Below are 21,209 nucleotides of genomic sequence, written 5' to 3' on the forward strand. Positions count from 1 at the left end.
AGGGTTTGTCTAAAAATTGACGAATCATATACATTGTACTTCACACAGAACAATTTTTCAAGGTGCAATTCTGATTCTGCAAAGGATTCTCATCAAGTTTTTCCAGGCAGCTTTTTCGTTCATGCCTTCTTCCCTGATATCCCGGATTTTTTCTCAGATTTCTCCGGGAAAGCCTGCTCCGATGGTGGCGCGATCTTTCCAAGCCTCACCTGCTCCAGATATTCAGCCAGATCTTTCTCCACTCCGGCAAACAGATAATGCTTGCCCGGCTTTACCAGATTGCCTCGGTCTTCCTCTATCTGGCGGCTGACACGCTCCATGTCTTCTGCCAGATCACTGGCTGACATAAGCAGACAGCCCTGACTCCGGATGATGACCTGTTCCAGACCGTCAGACGTTGCCACCGTTACCCGGTATTTTCTGCCCATCTCATGGGCAAATTTCTCAATATACTGGTCCGCGGTCTCCGCTTCTTTCGTGTAGACCACATGAATATTGTGGTAATCCTGTACGCTTCCTGTTCCTCCCGCAACCTTGTAGGCATCAAATACCACGATCAGGTTGCACCTCCTGTAGCCCTGGTAGTTGCAGAGCATGTCCATCAGGCGGTGGCGGGCACCATCCAGCGTGACCTTCATCAGCTCCCGCAGTTCATCCCAGGCATAGAGAATGTTATAACCATCCACCAGAAGATATTCTTCCACCGGTTCTTCCTTTTTTGTACGGTTATATGTTCCGGCATCGTATACCACCTGGCGCGGGCCGCTGTCATAGGAGAGTTTACGCTTGCTCTCGCCGTAGGTACGGGTAAAGATAGCCTCCAGTTCCTTGTCATCAGCTCCAAAAGGTGCGGATGTACTTCCACCACCACTGTGCGCATTCCATCCACTCCTGTCCGGTTCCGGTGCTGCGCATGCTTCCTGCCCAAGTACCGGAAGTCCGGTCTGAATGTGCATGTAATGCTTCACTTCATACCACGGCACCACGAATCCGGCTCCGTGGGCGCAGAATACAGAGCCGGTCGGATCTGCCAGATCCAGTTCTGCCTCATAACGGGTATTCTGCACCACCTCCACTGCATTATGGCAGGGGAAATACCCCTGCAGCACACAGCTTACACGGCCGCGTCCTTTCGTGTAGGACACGACTTCCCGCTGATAGTTCTGCATGGTGGCCACCGGAACAACACCGCTTAGGACCATATTCTCCCCGTCCACTTCCGGCGGCTCAAATGTTCCCTTCATACGCTCTAAGTCTGTCATGGCACGGCCGGCATATTCGGACGGAACCTCCAGCTTAAACGCGTAATACGGCTCCAAAAGCTGCACACAGCCCTCCGCGGCCGCCTCACAAAGCCCCTGCCGCACCGCGCGGTAGGTTGCCTGCCGGAAATCTCCGCCCTCCGTATGTTTCTGATGCGCACGACCCGCGATCAATGTAATCTGCATATCGGTAATTTCAGATCCGGTCAGAACACCGCGATGGTGCTTTTCCTCCAGATGAGTTAAGATCAGACGCTGCCAGTTCCGGTCCAGAAAGTCTTCACTGCACTGCGCAAAAAACTGCAGTCCGCTTCCCGGCTCTCCCGGTTCCATCAAAAGATGTACCTCCGCATAGTGACGCAGCGGTTCAAAGTGTCCCACGCCCTCAACGGCAGCAGTAATCGTCTCTTTATACACAATGCTGCCCGCATCCAGGCGGATATCCACACCAAAGCGCTCTGCCACCAGGCTTTTTAACACCTCGATCTGCACCTCACCCATAACCTGCACCTGAATTTCCTGTGCCTGCTCATTCCAGGTGATATGAAGCTCCGGTTCCTCTTCCTCCAGCTGCTTTAAATCTGCCAGCATCTTATGGGCATCGCATTCCTCCGGCAGTTCCACCCGGTAAGTCAGAACCGGCTCCAGAACCGGAAGCTCGGACTCCGCTTCCGCCCCGATGCCCTGTCCCGGATACGTGTTCAAAGGTCCTGTCACCGCGCAGATCATACCCGGCATGGCTTCATTTACAGTCTCATATTTCATTCCGGAATAGATGCGGATCTGATTCACCTTCTCCGGCTCTTTTCCTTTTTCCTGCAAAAAATCTTTGACCTTCAGGCGTCCGGAGGTGATTTTCAAATGCGTCAGGCGGCTTCCCTGCTCATCACGGGAAATCTTAAAGACCTTTGCGCCAAATGCCGCGTCCTGATCGCTGTTTATTTCGCCCATCCAGCGTTCCAGCCCGTTCAGCAGTTCCTCCACTCCCTTAAGCTTTAACGCTGAGCCAAAATAGCACGGAAACAGCTTCCGCTGCCGGATCAGCCTGCGGATCTCCTGCTCCGGAATGCTGCCATTTTCCAGATACTGCTCCAGAAGCTCCTCCTCCGACATGGCGATGGTCTCCCAGACCTCTTCCGGCACATTTTCTTTTTGTCCGTCCAGAAGCGCAAAATCCACACAGGACTCACTCAGCCGCTTTTGCAGCTCAGAAAGCAGCACTTCCTGCACCGTGCCTGGCTGATCCATTTTATTGATGAAAAGAAACGTCGGAACCCGGTATCGCTTTAGCAGGCTCCACAGCGTTTCCGTGTGCCCCTGCACACCATCCGCTCCGCTGATGACCAGTACTGCATAATCCAGCACATTCAGTGTCCGCTCCATCTCTGCAGAGAAATCCACATGCCCAGGCGTGTCCAGAAGTGTCACAGTGACATCGCCAAGCCGGCATACAGCCTGCTTGGAAAAGATCGTGATGCCACGCTCCCGTTCCAGGGTATAAGTGTCCAGATAGGCATCCCGGTTGTCCACGCGCCCCAGCTTTCTTGTCGTTCCTGTTGTATATAAAATCGCTTCCGACAGGGTTGTTTTCCCTGCATCTACATGGGCCAGAAGCCCTATGCAGCGATAGCATTCCGCCTTTTTCGAATCCTGCTGTGCCATGAAAAAAGCCTCCTTCTGTGATCGCATAATGAAAAATTATACCACAGAAGGAGACTCCAGTCTACAGCTCCAGCCCCTCCGCAATCCTCCTCAGGGTCTCTGCGGACTGGATCAGCCTTGTCGTTTCATCCTCATTCAATGAGATTGGTACGTGAGTTTCCACGCCCTCCGCTCCCAGCACCACAGGCATGCTCATTGCAATATCACAGATTCCATATTCCCCGTGCATCATCGAAGACACCGGAAGGATTGACCGTTCATTGCGGATAATACAGGCACAGATGCGCCGCACAGACATGGCAATGCCGTAGTAGGTGGCCTGTTTTTTTTCAATGATATCGTAGGCGCTGTTTTTCACGGACTCAGCAATCTCATCCAGCTTCATTTTCGGATTGTCATAGCCGCGCATCGCACAAAAAGCATCCAGCGGAATGCCGGAAATGTTGGTGCTGCTTAATACTGCGATCTCGCTGTCACCGTGTTCCCCTACAATATAAGAATGCACGCTGCGGCTGTCCACCCGCAGATGCTCCCCCAGGGCATATTTCATCCGTGCCGTGTCCAGCACCGTGCCGGAGCCGATCACGCGGTTTTCCGGCAGCCCGCTGAGCTTAAGCGCCGCATAGGTCAGAATATCCACCGGATTTGACACGATGAGAAGAATGCCCGCGAAATTCCGGGATGCGATCCTGGGGATGATGCTTTTGTAAATCTCCACATTCCGATGAACCAGATCCAGTCTGCTCTCATCCGGTTTCTGGTTTGCTCCGGCTGTCACAATGATGACCGCCGCGTCTGCCACATCATCATAATCACCCGCATATACCTTCATGGGCGCCGCAAACGGAATACCATGGGAAATGTCCTTCGCTTCCCCGTCTGCTTTGTCAGCATTTACATCCAAAAGCACCAGTTCTGAAAACAGTTTGCTCTGCATCAGCGTAAACGCTGTCGCAGAACCAACAAAGCCGCAGCCAATGACTGCGGCTTTTCTGGGCTTCATCACATTACTCATAAGACCCTCTCTTTCCTGAATGACAATCCGCACCGGACATGTACAAACCGTCTTCAACAGTCATGAACTCGTTTCTAGTCTTTGTGAGAAATGGACTCTGTATACCAGACTTATGAAATTTTATAAAAAACCTATTGTCCCTGAACCAGCTTTTCCGCATTCTTCATCCAGTCTGCGCGGAAGAAATACACCGCCATGCCGGCTGCGCAAAGCACCCAGGTCAACGGCCATCCCGCGATCACCACAAGAAGATTGTGCGTCATCGGTACGGTAATGGCCAGATAAATCTGCCGGATCACAACAAAGCAGCTAAGCATAAAGAACATGGGAATGCTGGATTTTCCGGCCCCGCGCAGGGCACCGCTCAGGATCTGGACCACCGGAAGACTCCAGTAGGCATAAGAAAACATCTTCAGCATTGCAGCGCCATTGGTAATAACTGCCGCATCGTCTGTAAACAGGCTCACAAGCAGAGCACCTTCCCGATTCATCCAGACGCTTCCGGCCAGAATAATGGCCGAGCACATGACCCATGCAATAAAAATTCCCTGTTTTACCCGCTCAGTCTTTCGTGCGCCGATATTCTGTCCGACAAAGGTGGTGATCGTCATGTTAAAGCTCTGCAGTACAAGCTGTAAAAAACCATCGATCCGGATCGTAGTAGAGTAGCCTGCAATGGCCGCCGTTCCAAAGCTGTTGATATATGACTGCACCACAACGTTTGAAAAAGCCGTAATGCTCTGCTGCAGCGCCGCCGGAAGTCCGACCATAAGGATCTGTCTTATCATTTCCCGGTGAAACCGTATCTTCTTCATCTCTACGCGATAAGCCTCGCTGGTCCGGATCAGCTGACGCATGACCAGATAAGCGCTGACCGCCTGGGCGATCATGGTTCCCAATGCCACTCCGGCTACGCCAAGACGGGCCACACATACCAGAAGCACATCCAGGATCACATTTAAAACACTGGCAACTGCCAAATAGATCAGCGGATCCCTGGAATTTCCGATTGCTCTGAGAATGCCGGAGCCCATGTTATAAAACAGAAGGAACGTAATGCCGGCAAAGTAAATGGTCAGATAGAGGGTAGAATGCGGCAGCACCTCCTGCGGTACACCAATAGCCCGCAGAAGCGGGCGTGTCAACGCAATACCGGCAACGGTAAACAGGGCGCTCAGCAGCACAGTTAATGCCAGCGCACTGTGCACAGCCTGACTCATCTTTTCTTTCTGACCGGCGCCAAAATACTGGGCAATGACTACACCGGCACCAACCGACAGTCCCATGAAAAAGCCTACCAGCATCTGGATGACCGATGCCGATGCGCCGACTGCCGCCAGCGCATTCGTATCCACAAAGTTTCCGACCACATAAGAGTCTGCCGTATTATAAAGCTGTTGAAAAAGATTTCCGATCAGCAGCGGCACGGCAAAAACCAGAAGGGCCTTAAAAATATTCCCCTCAATCAGATCTGTCTGTTTCCCCAACACGTTTATACCTCTTATTTATCCGCCTGATGTTTTTTTAAGTATTCCTCGGTCAGTGCCACTGCATCCATAATGCACTGCGGACAGCTGCAGAGTACCTTGCCGGTCTCAACACCCTTTAACTCACGGCACAGGTAGGAACCGTTTTTTTCTTTGAATTTCTGTACCTGCTCCTTTACCTGCTTGTAGGTGCTTCCTTTCGTCGGCATGCCTTTCTCTAAATCTCCTACGCTGTTGGCAAGCCCGATCACCATCATCATGCCGGACAGGGCGCCGCACATCTCCATCATGCCCATGCCAAGGCCAAAGCCTTCGGCAATCCGAAACATCTCCTGCTCGTCTACCCCAAACTCTTTACAGAAGGTACACGCTACCGCCTGTGCGCAATTATACCCCTGGTCATGCAATGAAATTGCGTATTCTGCTTTTGTACTCATGGTGTTCTTCCTCCGTCTGAATTCTTTCCGGACATAACTGCATATTTTTCTCTGTTATGCCCTGACTCTAATATTCAGTATACTCCGAATTTTTCAGACTGTCCACCTCGCAATTACAGATTATCTAAAAGTGTCTGCACACCAGAAAGCTCCGGAAACCAGGTCGGCATATCCATCCTGTCCTGATGCTCTCCGATCATCTTTTCCATCCAGACCATATTATACCAGCGTCCGAATTTGTAACCGCACTTATAAAATTCACCGACCAGACGATACCCGATATGTGCATGGTAATTCTCGCTGTTGCGGGTCAGATACTCATCTTCCACCTCCGGCACACCGATGCATGCCTCCATATTCAGGATTCCCATAGCCCCGCACACAGTCTCCAGCGCGCGGTTCAGTTTTCCTCCCACACCACAGCGGCGCAGATTTTCCTCTACATAAATGGAAGTCTCCACAGCCCAGTCATAAGCTGCCCTCTCATGAAACGGTCCGACATAAGCATAGCCCAGAATCGTTCCGTCCCGCTCTGCGACCAGATACGGGTATTTCTGTAAAGTGTGACGGATCCGTCCGCGGAATTCTTCCAGCGTTGGAACTTCATACTCAAAGGTGATGGCCGTTTTAATCACATACGGCGCATAAACAGCTAACAATGCTTCTGCATCATCCTCTGTGGCTATGCGGATTCGGATATCATGTTTTTCCATAAAAATATCTCGCTTTCTTACAGCTTCGGCCAGCATTTCGGCAGTTTCGGATTTTCCACCCGTACCGGTTCCGGGTACTCCCGGCCGAACAGTTCCAGTTCTACATGATCCAGGATCTCCGGCTCTACCGGACAGTTCACCTCCACGCCCGGAATTGGGAAATCCACCGGAACCGTAGGCACCTTGGCGATCCGCCGAATCTCGTCCATGCCGGATATCACTTTTCCGAATACCGGATAGACTCCCTTGTGATCCGGACAGTCGCGAAGCGGGAAGAAAAATTCACAGCTGGCCAGTCCTGCCTCCCCGTAGCCGCCCATGCAGACACAGCCCGGATGCGAATCCAGCGGCTCAACTTCCGGATTTAAGGAAAATTCATTTGGGATCAGATACTGAGTTTCCTTGTGCCCAAATGCAGTGTAGCTCATATCCACCCAGTTTCCCGGCACAATGCGCTCAATGGCATGGTGATCCAGGTAACCGTGAGACGCTGTAAAAAGAAAGCTGTTTACCGTGTTCGGCGCGGATTCCGGTAAAAGCTCGATCACGATATCTGCTCCGTTTTCCATATGAAGCGTTGCTATGGGATGTCTCATATTTCGGCTCCTCCCTTATTCAATGATCTGCAGATTCTTCGGGTAATGATTGAGGACTTCTACTCCGTCCTCAGTAACCAGTACCAGATCCTCCACACGGACACCGGTATCTCCGGTTAAGTAGATGCCAGGTTCGATCGAAAAGATCATACCAGGCTTTGCTTCCCAGTTATTTGCCGAGGAAACATCGCCAAACTCATGCTCGGACAGCCCGATGAAATGACCCAGACGATGATTAAAATTCGGTCCCCATCCTGCTTCGGTAATCAGATTTCTTGCAGCCGCATCCAAATTCCGAAGCGGTACACCCGGCCGGATTTTGCTGATGGCCGCCTCATTGGCTGCCCTTGTCGTCTCATAAACCTTCCTGTGCTCCTCACTGACCGTTTTGAAATAGAAGGTACGGGTCATGTCGGAGCAGTAGCCATCCTTGATACAGCCCACATCGAACAGGACACAGTCTCCCGGTTTGACAGCAGTATCATCCGGGGCATGATGCGGATCTGCCGCATTCGCGCCGAAAGCAACTAAAGGCGGGAAGGAATATCCGTCCGCGCCAAGGCTCAGATAAATCCCAAGCATCTGGTCCGCAACCTCCTGCTCCGTCACACCCTCATGGATCAGGCTTTTAAACCGGGCCATGGCCTGGTCATTGATGTCTGAAGCCACACGCATCTTTTCCTGTTCCTCAGCATCCTTCACACCGCGGGTAATATCCACCGCTGCAGAAGCATTCACAAAACCGGCCGCTGCGTTCATCTCCATAAGCGGAAGCAGAAACCGGGCCTTTAAGTCCTTATCCACGCCAAGCACGGCATTCTTATCCAGATGTGCTGCTACAATCTCAGCCACCGGATCTGTATCAGAATACCAGACCTTCTCTACACCAACCTCCTGCGGCACATGGAACAGATGATTTAAAAAATAAGCATGATGTCCGTCAGCCCGCAACAGCAGTGCATAAAACCGCTCGATCGGTGCCATGGACACACCGGTCAGATAGTAAATAGACATAGGATCTGTCAGCAGCATCTGGCTGACCCCCTGTTTCTGTAATTCATCCAGAATTCGTTTTGCTCTTGCTTCGTTCATGGTAAAATCCTCCTCATTTTTTCTTTGCTATCGACAGTTTTTTCTCAAAAATCCCTATCTGCCAAAAGGGGCGCCGCAGACCCTCCGGTCCTCGACGCCGCTTTTTTAAAACTGTGTACGCAGCTTCGGATCCAGCAGATCACGCAGGCCATCACCAATGAAATTGGCTCCCACTGCCATGGTAAAGATTGCTAGTCCCGGAAAACCGGATACCCAGAATTTGTTAAAATAGTCTACACCGTCAGAAACCATCATGCCCCATTCCGGAGTAGGCGGTGCAGAACCCAGCCCCAAAAAGCTTAGGGTTGAGAACATCAGAATCTTGTTTCCGATGTCTGTGGTTGCCATGATCAGTACGGAACTGACACTGTTCGGTATGATTTCCTTCATCAGAATGCGCATGCGGGAAGCACCGAGGGCTTCTGCCGCATTGACATACTCATTCTCCTTCACACTCAAAACCACGCTTCGCATAAGCCTTGCGTAAGTCGGCCAGGATACGATGACCAGAGCAAACATGGTGTTGAACAGATTGGAGCCCATCACCGCATTGATGATCATTGCCAGGATCAGAGATGGGAAAGACAGGATCATTTCCGAGAAACGCATCATGACATTGTCCAGCCACCCTCCCACATAGCCAGCCAGTGCTCCGTAAAAAGTACCGATGACGCCGGCGATCGTCACAGAAAGGCATCCGGCAAGCAGGGAATATCGTCCACCGTAGATCACACGGCTGAAGATATCGCGGCCGAAATTATCCGTTCCGAACCAATGGCTGGCAGACGGTGCGTTCAAACGCAGGGTCAGATCCTGGGTGATCGGATCGTATGGCGCGATCACCGGAGCAAAGACAGCTGCAAGGATCCATCCCAGGCAGATCACAATTCCCAGCGTGAACAGATAATTGGATTTTAATAATTTTTTCAGGGAATATATCATCAGCTGCACCTCACTCTTGGATCGATGATTCCATAAAGAATATCTACCACCGTATTAATGATCATATAATTCAGCGCGATCAAAAGCGCTACGCCGATGATGGCCGGATAATCTGCCGCCATCACGGACTCATAGGCAAACTGGCCCACACCAGGCCATTTGAAAATTGTCTCAACCAGCACCATGCCGCCCAGAAGATTTCCGAGGCCAAGACCAATGACAGTCATAACCGGAATCAGGGCATTTCCCAGAGCATGGCGCATGATCAGCCCCAAACCGCTTAACCCCTTTGCCTTTGCCGTGCGGATATAGTCAGTAGAAAGCGCATCCAGCAGATTGGAACGGGTCGTTCTGGTGATCAGGCCCATGGTGAAGGCTGCCAGCACAATACTCGGCAGGATCAGATGGCGCAGTGCATCCATAGCTTTGGCCGTATTTCCCTCCAACAGACTGTCCAGCACATACATACCGGTCACGGTCTGCGGCGCGGAAAAACTGTTGCTTAAGCGTCCCGGCCCCGGAAAGATCTTTAATTTGTAATAAAAGAAATACAGCATCAGCAGGGCAAACCAGAACGCCGGAATGCTGACACCCGTGACGGAGACAGCACGGACGGCCTGGTCGATAACGCTGTTTCGGCGAATGGCAGAAATGATGCCAAACAGGATGCCGAACAGGGACGCTATCACGATGGAGAACAGGGCAAGCTCCAGAGTTGCCGGATAACACCGGGCCAGATCATCCAGAACCGGTCGGCTGGTGCGGATGGATGTACCAAGATCAAAATGCAGTAAATTGCGGATATAATAAAAATACTGCACGATCAGAGGCTGATCCAGTCCATGTCTTGCCCGGTAAGCCGCTACGATCTCCGGGTCATTTAAGGCTCTCTGGCTTAAGTTCGCCACCACCGGGTCACCGGGAATCATCTTGGTCAAGATGAATACCAGCGTAGCCACCCCAAGCAGCATGACGATCAGATTCACCACGCGTTTTCCAATAAATTTCAACTCTCCCATTTGGTATCTTTCCTTTGTTATTTTACATTGATTTCAGTCAGGTCGATGGTATAGGAATCGAAGATATCTACGCCTGCCAGACGGGTGCTGTGTGCAATGTGAGCCGGTGCCTGTGCGATGACAATGAACGGCCCATCCTCATACATGGCATCCTGGATTTTTCCAAGAACGTCTGCACGTGCCGTATCATCTGTCGCTTCCATTGCCTCCTGATACATTGCCGCAAGCTCCGGATCCTTCTCAGCTGTCCAGCCGGCACGCTGGCCAACCACACCGCCCGGTAAGAACTCGAGCTGTACGTTCGGATCGCTGTAGTCAACGCCCCAGTACATCACTGTAAATCCAAGGGTTCCGTTACGGTATTCATCACCGTAGCCTGCGGCCCAGGCCTCGGTCTTGATATTCACATTAATGCCGATCTGGGACAAATCATCTTTTACCTTCTGAGCCAGATCGGTCAGCAGAATACCTTCCATGTCCAGGTCAGAAACGGTCATATCTACATCAAAGCCATCCGGGTAACCTGCGTCTGCCAGAAGCTGTTTTGCCTCATCTAAATTGGTATAATCATCCGGGCGCTGACCCTTGCTTCCCATAAAACCATCCTGAATGATGGAATACGGAGTCAGTGTACCATCGCCGCATATCATGCGGATACCGGAGTAATCCAGTGCCTTGCGGATTGCTTTCTGCACATCCGGGTCAGAAACCGGACCGCCATACTGCTCATCCATGTTCATCATAACGAAGCCGATCATTTTGGTAGTGCCGTCAACCACCTCTACGTTATCGGCAGACTTTAATTCCTCCATGGTGTCATCCGTCAGGTTTAATGCCACATCGATATCGCCGGTGGACAGCGTCATCATCTGTGTATTTGCATCCGGCTGGATCTTTAAGATATATTTGTCTACATTCGTTGCCTCACCCCAGTAATTCGGATTCTTCTCCAGAACTACTTCCTCATCCGGAGTATAGCTTGACAGCACATACATGCCGCTTCCGGCGCTGGTGCTGTCAAGGAAGCTCTGTGCGGTATCGGTGCTGGAAGCATCCTCCGCATCCGTTCCTCCGTTTTCTTTTACCACTGCGCTGTCCAGGACAGCCATGGAAGAGTAGGTCAGCTTAGAAAGGATGGCGCTGTCCGGCTGATTTAAGTGGAATACTACCGTTTTGTCATCCGGAGTTTCAACGCTCTCAATCGTATCACAGATAAAGGACGGGTTTCCCTTTAAGTTCTTGGTACGGTTGATGCTGAATGCAACATCGGCAGAAGTGATCGGGTTTCCGCTGGCGAAATTCAATCCGTCTTTTAAAGTGACTGTCAGGGTCAGACCGCCATCAGAAAACTCATAAGAATCAGCCAGACATGGCTGCGGGGTTCCGTTGTTCTCATAAAACTTAAAAAGATTTTCATAGCAGGCATTGGCAATAAGCTGTGGATATTTCTCGTACACATGTCCCGGATCAAGAGTGGAAAATCCGGAGCCCATGGCTACGATCACGGTATTGCCGTTTCCGTCTGTGCCGGTTCCTGCCTCAGCACTTCCTGTTGTTCCTGCTGCAGTGGTGCCATCTGCTGCCTGTCCGCCGCCGCATGCCACAAGGCCTGCTGCGACTGCCATGGAAAGGGCAATGGCTGCAATTCTTTTCTTTTTCATAATATTTTCCTCCTCTTATTCATATAAAAGACAGGCCACATAGTGTCCTGGTTCTACCTCTTTTAACTCCGGCACTTCTTTGGAACACCGGTCGCAGGCCTTTGGGCACCGGGTGTGGAACCGGCATCCGGACGGCGGATCGGACGGACTCGGGACCTCACCGGTTAACCGGATACGCTCCCGGCGGTCTGCCGCATCTACCTGTGGGATAGCGGAAAGCAACGCTTCCGTATAAGGATGGTACCGCTTTGCGTAAAGCTGGTCATATGCTGCGATCTCCACCATTTTTCCCAGATACATCACACCAACCCGGTCACTGACCTGATATACCACATTTAAGTTATGGGAAATGAAGAAATAGGTCAGTCCCAGCCGTTCTTTTAATTCCTGCAAAAGATTCAGCACCTGGGCCTGCACCGATACGTCCAGTGCGGATACCGCCTCGTCACAGATGATCAGCTCTGGCTCCAGGGCAAGGGCCCGGGCAATACCGATCCGCTGCTTCTGTCCGCCGGAAAGCTCGTGTGGATAACGGCTTAAATGATAAGTATCCAGCCCTACCAGATGCAAAAGCTCCTCAATTCTGGCATTCACATCCAGCTTCCCGGTCATATGGTGGATTTCAAACGGTTCCATCAAAATCTGGCGAACTGTGCGCCGCGGATTTAAGCAGGCTGACGGATCCTGAAAGATGATCTGTGCTTTCTTTCGCATCTGCTTTAGAGCTCCGCCCTTTAAGCCTGAAATATCTTCCCCGTCCAGATAAATGTGTCCGGCTGTAGCCGGGATCAGCCGGATCAGGGTGCGGCCCAGAGTACTCTTCCCGCATCCAGACTCACCTACCACGCCAAAGGTTTCTCCCTTCATAATATCAAAAGAAACATCATCTACCGCACGTACTGCGTTCGCTTTCTTTTCTTTTCCTTTAAAATAAACTTTTACATGGTCGGCATGGACCAGCACCCTTTTGTTTTCCGGATTCTCTGCACCGGTTCCTGCACTGCGATTCTCATCTGCCATTGCCGTCACCTCCCATTGTTTCTGTTTCAGAAGCAGCTTTCGCTGTTTCCGTCTCGCACAGCCAGCAGCGCACCTGCCGCGCACCATGTTCAAACACCGGCGGCTCCTGCTGTCTGCAGCGCTCTGTCGCCTTCGGGCAGCGTGGACAGAAACGGCAGCCCTCAATATACTCCGTTGGGTTCGGTACCATGCCTTCAATGGTAGAAAGCGGTGCCCGCTCCTTTGTGATGCGCGGGATCGCACTTAAAAGTCCCTGGGTATACGGATGCAGAGGTTCTTCAAAAATATCCTCTGCAGAGGCTTTTTCAACCATGCGGCCGTTGTACATGACCATCACGGTATCACATAATTCACTCACTACGCCCAGATCATGCGTAATAAACACCACAGAGGTATTCATGCTCTGGTTCAGATCACGAATCAGATCCAGAATCTGTGCCTGGATCGTCACATCCAGCGCCGTGGTCGGCTCATCTGCGATCAGGATCTGCGGCTGACAGGCCAATGCCATTGCGATCATCACCCTCTGACGCATACCGCCGGACATCTGGTGCGGATATTCATAAGCACGAGCTGCCGGATTGGCAATGCCGACTGCCTCCATCATGCGGATTGCTTCCTCCATGGCTTCTTTCTTTTTCATGCCCCGGTGCAGACGCAAAGATTCTGCGATCTGCTTTCCACAGCGAATAATGGGATTTAAAGAAGTCATCGGCTCCTGAAAGATCATAGAAATCTCATTTCCGCGGATTTTCTGCATTTCCCGTTCAGAAAGCTGCACCAGATCGTTTCCGCGATAAAGGATCCGTCCTCCTGTCACCTTTCCCGGAGGATTGGGAATCAGCTGCATCATAGCCAGGGAAGAAACACTCTTTCCGCTTCCGCTCTCACCCACAATGCCAAGCTTCTCACCCTTTTTCAGGCTATAGCTTAAATGATCCACCGCCCGCACAGTTCCCGCCATGGTCTTAAATTCCACACAAAGATCTTTGATTTCCAGTAATGTTTCCGCCTGATTCATACTTATACTCTCGTTTCTATCAGTTTAAAGTGGCAAAGCGTCAGCGTAAAAAAAATACGACGCATTACACTGCCATAGTATACGTGAGAGAATACCATATTTTAGAAAAAATATCAAGCAAAACAGCGCAAAAATACAGCCCCGGACTTTGGACCCGGGACTGTGTTTTTCATTGTTTTTTTATTTTACGCGGGTCAGAAGCCCGATTGTTTCGCAGTTTGCGGTTGCAGGAAACATATCCACAGCACAGGCCTTTTCCAGCTTATATCCATGCTCCTGCAGGACCACCAGATCTCTGGTCAGGCTGGTCGGCTTACAGGAAATATAGACCATGCGGTCTACGCCAAAGTCAATGATCTTCTCCAGAGCCTTTGGGTGAATCCCGTCACGCGGCGGGTCCAGGATGATCAGATCTGGCTTATCCTTTAGTTCTCCGATGACCTTCAGCACATCTCCGGCAATGAATTCGCAGTTGTCCAGTCCGTTTCCAGCTGCGTTTTCTTTTGCTGCCTCGACAGCCTCCTCCACGATTTCCACACCTACAACCTTATCGGCCACCGGCGCGATGATCTGGGCAATGGTTCCTGTTCCGCTGTATAGATCAAAGACCACCTTGTCTTTTGTCTCACCCACATAGCTGCGGGCCGTCTCATAAAGCACCTCTGCTCCCAGAGAGTTTGTCTGGAAGAAGGAAAACGGGGTAATGCGGAATTTTAAGCCCAGCAGTTCCTCATAAAAGAAATCCTGTCCGTAAAGGATGGTGGTCTCATCGCTCCGGACCACATCGGCCAGACTGTCATTGCGGATATGCAGGATCCCGGCAAAGGTTCCCGTAAGCTTTAGTGCCTGCATACAGGAGAGCCAGCCGGCCAGCAGCTCCTGCTCAGACAGCGGCGTGGTACACTCCTCTGTCACGCCCAGATCGTCTGTCTGACCGGAAGTAACCAGTGCCACCAGGATTTCCCCGGTCTTTACCGCCCGGCGCACCAGCAGATGACGCAGATAACCAGTGTGCTGCATCTTCTTATGATAGCTGATATGCTTTTCTGTAAAGTAGTTCAGGGTGGCTGTTAAAATCTTACAGAAATCCTCATGCACGATCTGGCACTCCGGCGTATTCACGATATCATAAAAGCTGCCGCGGCGGTGCATGCCAAGAGCCAGTGGGCCGTCCTTATACTCATCCCCGAAGGAAAACTCCATCTTATTGCGGTAGCCATCGGATATCGGGCTGGCCTTGATGCCCTCAAACTCGTAGGAATCACAGACTTCATCTAACAGGGCTTTTATCTGGCTTTTCTTGATTTTTAACTGTTCCTCATACGGAAGGCTCTGATACAGGCAGCCTCCGCAAACTCCAAAATGCGGGCAGGCATCTTCTGTTCTCTCCAGCGGTGACTTTTCCAGTACCTCTAAGAGACGTGCCTCACATTTGCCTTTTCTCTTTTTATTTATCACAAACCGGATCTTCTGCCCCGGAATAGCATTCTTGACGATGACCCGCTCGCCATCTACATATAACATTCCCTTATTGGGAAAATCAATGGTCTCCACGACCGCTTCAAACATATCTCCCTTTTTCACGTTCTATCTCCCAAATGATATTTCTTATGAAGTTTCATAGGACGCAATTTCCTATGAAATGAAAAAGAATGTGCCAAGGCACATTCTCGCGCCGAGGCGCGGTTGCTTCAGCAACCATCTGCCTTTGCGCCGAGTGCGCATCCTCGCGGAGCGTTTTTGTATGATAGGACGCAATTTCCTATCATACAAGAAAGGCGTATCCCGGTCTGCGAGACACGCCTGATTCTGATTATTTTCTGATTTGATTTCCGGCTTTGCCGGCTTAAGCATCCTGCTGATTATTTCTCGTCATCCTCATCCTCAAAGAAGTCATCGTCAAAATCGTCATCGAAATCATCTTCGAAATCCTCCAGGTAATCCGGAGTAAAGAAACGGTATACACCGTATGCGATGGCTGCAACAGCTGCTACCACGCCAATGATGGCAAGGACCCAGAGAATGCAGGTTTTCTTCTTCTCCTCTTCCTCTTTTCTGTGTAAGAACTCATTTAATTTGGTGGAATTCATGATTTCTTCCACACGTGCCATTGCGTCTTTGCTCATGTTATCAAAACGATTCATACTGCCACATCCTTTCTACCATATTCCTGGCTCTGTTTCCAAAGCCATACCATTACTTGGATTATATCATTATTTTTCTGTTTTTACTATCCTATTTTATTCAAAAATATATTTTGTATGTATTCCTTACAGCTTCTGAAGCTTTGCAAAGGACGCAAACATTTTCTTGACTCCGGCTGTGTCAAAATTCACGGACACCTCAAAATCCTTCGTGCCGTCCTTCACACTGAGCACAGTCCCCTCTCCAAACTTGATATGGCGGACCCGGTCGCCCACACTGTAATCCAGAGCTGCCGGCTTCTGCACGGTAAAGGCCTTTCCAAAGCCCGGACTTACCGGTTTTGCACTCTGTCCGGCAGAGGAAGCATTCGCCGGTTTCCGGTCAAAGATACTGCTTAAATCCTGTCCTGCCACTCCGCCAAAGCCGGAGCAGGCACTGTCTCCGGTTCCGGACACATAGGATGCCGTCCGGGATGCGTAGGAATTGGACTTCATGCCAAACTTGCTGACGCCCAGACGGCTCTGATTCTTATTCCACGGCAGTGTGTCATCGTCATATGCATCCTGATTGACGCTTCGGCTCACCCTCGGCTCAAGCTTTTCCATCTGGATCAATTCTTCCGGGATCTCATCCACAAAACGGCTCACTTTAGAATAATGGGTCTCGCCGTTGATCATGCGCATGCGGGATGCGGTAATGACCAGGCGCTCCTTCGCACGGGTGATGCCGACATAGCAGAGACGACGTTCCTCCTCAAGCTCTGTCCGGTCATCTGACATAATGGACATGCGGCTCGGGAACAGTCCATCCTCCAGGCCGCTTAAGTACACCACCGGAAACTCCAGTCCCTTAGCACTGTGCAAAGTCATAAGCGTAACCCGGTTTTCAGAATCATCCATCCGGTCCACATCGGCTACCAGTGCTACCTGCTCCAGAAATTCATCCAGGGACGGGTGCTCCGCGTCTTCACTGTAGCTGACCGCCTTGTTCATGAGTTCCTCAATGTTTTCCATACGGGTCTGAAACTCAATTTCGCCCTCAGCCTCGAGTTCCTCCTTATAACCGGTGTCTGCGAGAATCTGCTCTATCACCTCGCGAATGGAAGCACCGCCATCTAAGGCATCCCGGAAATCTTCAATCTGACCTGTAAACACAGCTACCCTGCCGGCTGTCTTGCCCAACCCAGGCACGGCTGCTGCCCTGGCACAGGCATCATAAAAGCTCATGCCCTGCTCCGATGCCCAGGCTGTGATCTTGCCGATGGATGCCGTGCCAATGCCGCGCTTCGGCACATTGATAATACGCTGAACTGCCAGGTCATCCTGCCCGTTGGCAACGGTCTTTAAATAGGACAATATGTCCTTGATTTCTTTTCTCTGATAGAAATTTACGCCGCCTACAAGGCGGTATGGCACGTTGTGCTCAATACATTTTTCCTCCAGCAGACGGGACTGGGCATTGGTACGGTAAAGAACGGCATAGTCCTGATAATCCCGTCCATCCTTCAGGATATCCCGCACGATGCCATCGGCCTCCTCGTAAGCCTGCTCATACTGATGGAAGATGACCGGAACACCTTCACCGTTAGCTGTCCACAGTGTTTTGTCCTTACGACCCTGATTGTTACGGATAACCGCGTTAGCTGCGTCAAGGATATGACCTGTAGAACGATAGTTCTGCTCCAGCTTGATCACCTTTGCTCCCGGGAAAGCACTCTCAAAATCCAGGATATTGCTGATGTTCGCACCTCGGAACTTATAAATGGACTGATCATCGTCGCCCACCACGCAGAGGTTCTTATATTTTCCTGCCAGCAGCTCAATGAGGCGGAACTGGGCCGTATTTGTATCCTGGTACTCATCTACCATAATGTACTTAAACCGCTCCTGATAATACTCCAGCACATCGGCATTGGTACGGAACAGATCAACCGTCTTAAAGATCAGATCATCGAAATCCAGTGCATTGTTCTTTTTTAGCTCCTCCTGATAACACTGGTAAACCTCTGCAATCTTTTTTGCACGCCAGTCCCCCTGTGCATTGAGACGAAATTCCTCCGGACTCATCAGTTCATTCTTCGCACCGGATACAGCAGTCAGCATGGCACGGTCCCGGAATGCTTTCGGGTCCAGCTCCAGCTTCTTTAAAATCTGCCGCATCAGTGTTTTCTGATCATCTGTATCGTAGATGGAAAAATTGGTATTGTAGCCGAGATGATCTATGAAACGCCTCAGAATCCGCACACAGGAGGAATGAAAGGTGGAGACCCACACACTCTCAGAGCCAAATCCTACCAGATTGTCTACACGATCCCTCATCTCTCCGGCTGCCTTATTGGTAAAGGTAATTGCCATGATATTCCATGGATTCACGCCCTGTTCCTCAATCAGATATGCAATGCGGTGCGTCAGCACCCTGGTCTTTCCGGATCCTGCTCCCGCCAGAACTAAAAGCGGTCCCTCTGTGCAGAACACGGCCTCCTTCTGTCTGTCATTTAAGGTATCATAAACTGCCATTGTGCTGTAATCCTTTCAAAATCATTGATAAATGCTCGTTACATCTTACCACAAAAAAAGGGGCACCGCAAACCTTTGTTCACGATGCCTGTCTTATTTTTCTTTTCAGATTATTCAGCGTATGCAATAGCCTCGATCTCAACCAGTGCACCCTTCGGAAGTGCTGCAACCTCAAAAGCTGCTCTTGCCGGGCAAGCACCCTCAAAGAAGGTAGCATAAACCTCGTTCATGGCGCCGAAATCAGCAATGTTATTTAACAGAACGGTGGTCTTTACTACGTTAGCCATGCTCAGTCCGTCGCTCTCAAGAATGTTCTTGATGTTGGTTAAGGACTGCTTCGTCTGTGCTGCAATGTCTGCGCCTGCAAACTCGCCGGTAGCCGGGTCGATTGGGAGCTGACCGGAAACAAATACAAATTTGTCTGCGTGGATTGCCTGAGAGTATGGTCCGATTGCGGCCGGAGCATTGTTTGTTGCTAATACTTTTTTCATAAGAAATCGTTCTCCTTTGTTTAATCTTTGTAATTTCTTATTATAAACACTCCGGATAGAAAATTCAATCCCTTTTCGCAACGATTATTACTTTTTGTTAGTTTTAAAACTTTTCGTTTTATCTCGATCCGTGTTTTCCACTTGCTATCTGGTTTTCAATACTATATAATAAAGTGCAAGAGGTGACATCATGAAAAACAATTCCGAAAGACTATCCGATATTCTGAGCTGGTTAGATTCCATCTCCTATATCAAAACAGAGAAGATTCCCGAAGTGGATTTATATATGGATCAGGTAACTTCTTTTATGGAGGAGCACTTAAAGAAGACCAAGCGCAGCCCGGAGGACAAGGCCCTCACCAAAACCATGATCAATAACTATGCCAAGAACCGCCTGCTTCCCGCTCCGGTCCGCAAAAAATACAGCAAGGAGCATATTCTCCTGCTGCTGTTCATCTACTACTACAAAAACCTGCTTTCCATCGGAGACATTGAGCAGCTCTTCCGTCCGGTCACCGAACAGCATTTCCATACCGACAGCGGACTGAATCTCAGCGATATCTACGAAGAAGTATTCTCCCGCGAAGCCCTTCAGATGGATCGACTGAAAGAGGATATCCGTGCAAAATTTGAAGACAGCTGTCTTACTTTCACGAACACAGACAGCGAAGATCAGGAGTATCTGCAGCTGTTTGCCTTTATCAGCGAGCTTTCCTTCGATGTCTATCTAAAAAAGCACATGATCGAGATGCTGATCGATCAGCTCCGCGAGGAAAGCATCCCTGATTCCAAAACAAAGAAAGCAATCAAAAAGTGATGCCGCATGCGCATCACTTTTTGATTGCTTTTTGATATTAGTTTTCACTCTGCGTTTCTTCCTGATTTTCTGTCTGTCCGTTGTCTGCTGCCTGTCCCGCTGCAATACGGGCAAATACCATATCATAACCATCATTTCCGTAATTTAAGGATCGGTTCACGCGGCTGATGGTTGCGGTAGATGCTCCGGTCTTGTCCGCAATTTCAAGATAAGTGCGCTTTTCACGCAGCATCTTTGCCACCTCATAACGCTGAGACAACGATAACAGCTCATTGACTGTGCACACGTCTTCAAAAAAGATATAGCACTCCTCCGGCGTTTTTAATGTTAAAATAGCTTCAAACAGATGATCTACAGCCTCTGTCTTGATTTTCTTGTTCATTCTGTATAATTCCCTTCTTAAAATGCATCCTTCTGCTGTTTTACTTTTAACAGTTTATCACACTAAAATTGTAAAGTCTATAGTTCTAACGGTATTTTTAGTTCAGAAAATGCCTATCCGTGTACAGTAAGAATTTCTCCACTACATGGGCCACGCCGTCATCGTTGTTGGAGAAGGTAACATAATCGGCCGCACTGCGCACCGGCCGAACTGCATTTTCCATGGCTACGCCAAGTCCGGCAAACTCGATCATGGAAAGATCATTATAACCGTCACCGCAGGCAATCATCTCCTCCCGTTCCATGCCAAGCAGCTTTAACAGCTGTGCCAGGCTCTGGGCCTTGTCAATATTCCGCGGCAGAATTTCCAGGAAAAACGGATCAGAACGATATACACTGAAATTCTTTCCCAGTGCCGCTTTCACACGAGCCTCTACCAGTGCAAGGTAATCCCCGTCATCCAGCATAAGGAATTTGGGAACCGGAAAATCCAGATACTCTTCCAGATTATCTACCTGCTTCAGTTTCAGATGATTGATCCTGGATTCCAGCTTGGCGTAGCGGTTTTCCGGATTATTGGTAAGGATCTGCGTATCCTGATAGGTCAGAATATCTACCTGCTCCTTTTTCGCCAGCTCGACAATGCGGCGGTTGGCCTCCACCGGAAGTTCCTGCTTGAAAATGGCTTTCCTTGTGCAGCAGTCCGTGATCATGCCTCCATTGAATGACAGGATATAACCGCCATAGTTCTCCAGTTCAAGTTCCTGCGCCAGAGGCACTACGCCGTAGGTCGGCCTGCCGGAAGCCAGAACTACCTTGATTCCCCGCTTCTGCGCTTCCATCAGACTCTGTTTTGTTCTCGGAGTGATTACCTTGTCCCTGTTGGTTAAGGTTCCATCCAGATCCAGAACGATCATTTTATAATTCATAAT

The 21,209-nt window shown here is 50.1% G+C and carries 19 protein-coding genes; 1 reads left to right on the plus strand and 18 read right to left on the minus strand.

Going from position 1 to position 21,209, the window contains the following annotated elements:
• Nucleotides 1–119: 119 nt before the first annotated feature.
• The 16 genes from ACMP1L_RS07760 to ACMP1L_RS07835 all read right to left on the minus strand — a co-directional run bounded on the left by ACMP1L_RS07760 (nt 120) and on the right by ACMP1L_RS07835 (nt 19,079).
• A complete protein-coding gene (locus ACMP1L_RS07760; protein ID WP_418452551.1) occupies nt 120–2,924 on the minus strand; it encodes an NYN domain-containing protein in 2,805 nt (934 codons plus the stop codon).
• Between the two features lie 61 nt (nt 2,925–2,985).
• Nucleotides 2,986–3,939 (minus strand): L-lactate dehydrogenase, encoded by a 954-nt coding sequence (locus tag ACMP1L_RS07765; protein WP_418452552.1) that lies wholly within the window; start codon nt 3,937–3,939, stop codon nt 2,986–2,988.
• A 131-nt stretch (nt 3,940–4,070) separates the two neighbouring features.
• The gene (locus ACMP1L_RS07770; protein ID WP_418452553.1) at nt 4,071–5,426 is read right to left on the minus strand and encodes an MATE family efflux transporter; all 1,356 of its coding nucleotides are present in this window, start codon (nt 5,424–5,426) and stop codon (nt 4,071–4,073) included.
• A gap of 14 nt (nt 5,427–5,440) precedes the next feature.
• The gene (locus ACMP1L_RS07775) at nt 5,441–5,863 is read right to left on the minus strand and encodes a C-GCAxxG-C-C family protein (protein WP_418452554.1); all 423 of its coding nucleotides are present in this window, start codon (nt 5,861–5,863) and stop codon (nt 5,441–5,443) included.
• A 113-nt stretch (nt 5,864–5,976) separates the two neighbouring features.
• Nucleotides 5,977–6,576 carry a GNAT family N-acetyltransferase gene (locus ACMP1L_RS07780; RefSeq protein ID WP_418452556.1) on the minus strand — a complete coding sequence of 200 codons (600 nt, stop codon included), beginning with the start codon at nt 6,574–6,576 and terminating at the stop codon, nt 5,977–5,979.
• A gap of 17 nt (nt 6,577–6,593) precedes the next feature.
• A complete protein-coding gene (locus ACMP1L_RS07785) occupies nt 6,594–7,172 on the minus strand; it encodes a peptidylprolyl isomerase (RefSeq protein ID WP_418452557.1) in 579 nt (192 codons plus the stop codon).
• A gap of 15 nt (nt 7,173–7,187) precedes the next feature.
• Nucleotides 7,188–8,264, minus strand: coding sequence for a M24 family metallopeptidase (locus ACMP1L_RS07790; protein WP_373244450.1), 1,077 nt, complete (start codon nt 8,262–8,264; stop codon nt 7,188–7,190).
• Nucleotides 8,265–8,369: 105 nt separating this feature from the next.
• Entirely contained in the window at nt 8,370–9,206 is an 837-nt protein-coding gene (locus ACMP1L_RS07795; RefSeq protein ID WP_418452559.1) for an ABC transporter permease, read from the minus strand.
• A complete protein-coding gene (locus tag ACMP1L_RS07800) occupies nt 9,206–10,225 on the minus strand; it encodes an ABC transporter permease (protein ID WP_373244445.1) in 1,020 nt (339 codons plus the stop codon). The genes ACMP1L_RS07795 and ACMP1L_RS07800 overlap by 1 nt, the downstream gene beginning before the upstream one ends.
• Before the next feature lie 17 nt (nt 10,226–10,242).
• Nucleotides 10,243–11,850 carry an ABC transporter substrate-binding protein gene (locus ACMP1L_RS07805; RefSeq protein WP_475544528.1) on the minus strand — a complete coding sequence of 536 codons (1,608 nt, stop codon included), beginning with the start codon at nt 11,848–11,850 and terminating at the stop codon, nt 10,243–10,245.
• 51 nt (nt 11,851–11,901) lie between these two features.
• Nucleotides 11,902–12,906 (minus strand): ABC transporter ATP-binding protein, encoded by a 1,005-nt coding sequence (locus ACMP1L_RS07810; RefSeq protein WP_418452561.1) that lies wholly within the window; start codon nt 12,904–12,906, stop codon nt 11,902–11,904.
• Nucleotides 12,896–13,927, minus strand: coding sequence for an ABC transporter ATP-binding protein (locus tag ACMP1L_RS07815; RefSeq protein WP_418452562.1), 1,032 nt, complete (start codon nt 13,925–13,927; stop codon nt 12,896–12,898). Before ACMP1L_RS07815 ends, ACMP1L_RS07810 begins: the two co-directional genes overlap by 11 nt.
• Before the next feature lie 180 nt (nt 13,928–14,107).
• The gene (gene rlmD / locus ACMP1L_RS07820; protein ID WP_418452563.1) at nt 14,108–15,511 is read right to left on the minus strand and encodes a 23S rRNA (uracil(1939)-C(5))-methyltransferase RlmD; all 1,404 of its coding nucleotides are present in this window, start codon (nt 15,509–15,511) and stop codon (nt 14,108–14,110) included.
• Nucleotides 15,512–15,789: 278 nt separating this feature from the next.
• Nucleotides 15,790–16,071: a DUF4366 domain-containing protein gene (locus ACMP1L_RS07825; protein ID WP_118732917.1), complete on the minus strand. Its 282-nt coding sequence runs from the start codon at nt 16,069–16,071 to the stop codon at nt 15,790–15,792.
• 126 nt (nt 16,072–16,197) lie between these two features.
• Nucleotides 16,198–18,588, minus strand: coding sequence for a UvrD-helicase domain-containing protein (locus ACMP1L_RS07830; RefSeq protein ID WP_418452565.1), 2,391 nt, complete (start codon nt 18,586–18,588; stop codon nt 16,198–16,200).
• A 110-nt stretch (nt 18,589–18,698) separates the two neighbouring features.
• A complete protein-coding gene (locus ACMP1L_RS07835) occupies nt 18,699–19,079 on the minus strand; it encodes a RidA family protein (protein ID WP_118530959.1) in 381 nt (126 codons plus the stop codon).
• A 190-nt stretch (nt 19,080–19,269) separates the two neighbouring features.
• Between ACMP1L_RS07835 and ACMP1L_RS07840 the strand changes: the two genes are divergently transcribed.
• The gene (locus ACMP1L_RS07840) at nt 19,270–19,896 is read left to right on the plus strand and encodes a DUF1836 domain-containing protein (protein ID WP_418452566.1); all 627 of its coding nucleotides are present in this window, start codon (nt 19,270–19,272) and stop codon (nt 19,894–19,896) included.
• A 37-nt stretch (nt 19,897–19,933) separates the two neighbouring features.
• Here the strand turns inward: ACMP1L_RS07840 and ACMP1L_RS07845 are convergent, their stop codons facing one another.
• Nucleotides 19,934–20,278: a YerC/YecD family TrpR-related protein gene (locus ACMP1L_RS07845; RefSeq protein ID WP_418452568.1), complete on the minus strand. Its 345-nt coding sequence runs from the start codon at nt 20,276–20,278 to the stop codon at nt 19,934–19,936.
• 97 nt (nt 20,279–20,375) lie between these two features.
• Nucleotides 20,376–21,206 (minus strand): Cof-type HAD-IIB family hydrolase, encoded by an 831-nt coding sequence (locus ACMP1L_RS07850; protein ID WP_418452570.1) that lies wholly within the window; start codon nt 21,204–21,206, stop codon nt 20,376–20,378.
• Nucleotides 21,207–21,209: the final 3 nt, after the last annotated feature.

Origin of the sequence: Ventrimonas sp. (genome assembly GCF_048380235.1) — a bacterium.
In the GTDB taxonomy this organism is placed as follows: domain Bacteria; phylum Bacillota; class Clostridia; order Lachnospirales; family Lachnospiraceae; genus Brotaphodocola.

Coding starts and splice junctions, on each gene's coding strand:
- ACMP1L_RS07760 (WP_418452551.1), bottom strand. CDS start 2,924: ATGGCACAGCAGGATTCGAAAAAGGCGGAATGCTATCGCTGCATAGGG.
- ACMP1L_RS07765 (WP_418452552.1), bottom strand. CDS start 3,939: ATGAGTAATGTGATGAAGCCCAGAAAAGCCGCAGTCATTGGCTGCGGC.
- ACMP1L_RS07775 (WP_418452554.1), bottom strand. CDS start 5,863: ATGAGTACAAAAGCAGAATACGCAATTTCATTGCATGACCAGGGGTAT.
- ACMP1L_RS07780 (WP_418452556.1), bottom strand. CDS start 6,576: ATGGAAAAACATGATATCCGAATCCGCATAGCCACAGAGGATGATGCA.
- ACMP1L_RS07785 (WP_418452557.1), bottom strand. CDS start 7,172: ATGAGACATCCCATAGCAACGCTTCATATGGAAAACGGAGCAGATATC.
- ACMP1L_RS07790 (WP_373244450.1), bottom strand. CDS start 8,264: ATGAACGAAGCAAGAGCAAAACGAATTCTGGATGAATTACAGAAACAG.
- ACMP1L_RS07795 (WP_418452559.1), bottom strand. CDS start 9,206: ATGATATATTCCCTGAAAAAATTATTAAAATCCAATTATCTGTTCACG.
- ACMP1L_RS07800 (WP_373244445.1), bottom strand. CDS start 10,225: ATGGGAGAGTTGAAATTTATTGGAAAACGCGTGGTGAATCTGATCGTC.
- ACMP1L_RS07805 (WP_475544528.1), bottom strand. CDS start 11,850: ATGGCAGTCGCAGCAGGCCTTGTGGCATGCGGCGGCGGACAGGCAGCA.
- ACMP1L_RS07810 (WP_418452561.1), bottom strand. CDS start 12,906: ATGGCAGATGAGAATCGCAGTGCAGGAACCGGTGCAGAGAATCCGGAA.
- ACMP1L_RS07815 (WP_418452562.1), bottom strand. CDS start 13,927: ATGAATCAGGCGGAAACATTACTGGAAATCAAAGATCTTTGTGTGGAA.
- ACMP1L_RS07825 (WP_118732917.1), bottom strand. CDS start 16,071: ATGAATCGTTTTGATAACATGAGCAAAGACGCAATGGCACGTGTGGAA.
- ACMP1L_RS07830 (WP_418452565.1), bottom strand. CDS start 18,588: ATGGCAGTTTATGATACCTTAAATGACAGACAGAAGGAGGCCGTGTTC.
- ACMP1L_RS07835 (WP_118530959.1), bottom strand. CDS start 19,079: ATGAAAAAAGTATTAGCAACAAACAATGCTCCGGCCGCAATCGGACCA.
- ACMP1L_RS07840 (WP_418452566.1), top strand. CDS start 19,270: ATGAAAAACAATTCCGAAAGACTATCCGATATTCTGAGCTGGTTAGAT.
- ACMP1L_RS07845 (WP_418452568.1), bottom strand. CDS start 20,278: ATGAACAAGAAAATCAAGACAGAGGCTGTAGATCATCTGTTTGAAGCT.
- ACMP1L_RS07850 (WP_418452570.1), bottom strand. CDS start 21,206: ATGAATTATAAAATGATCGTTCTGGATCTGGATGGAACCTTAACCAAC.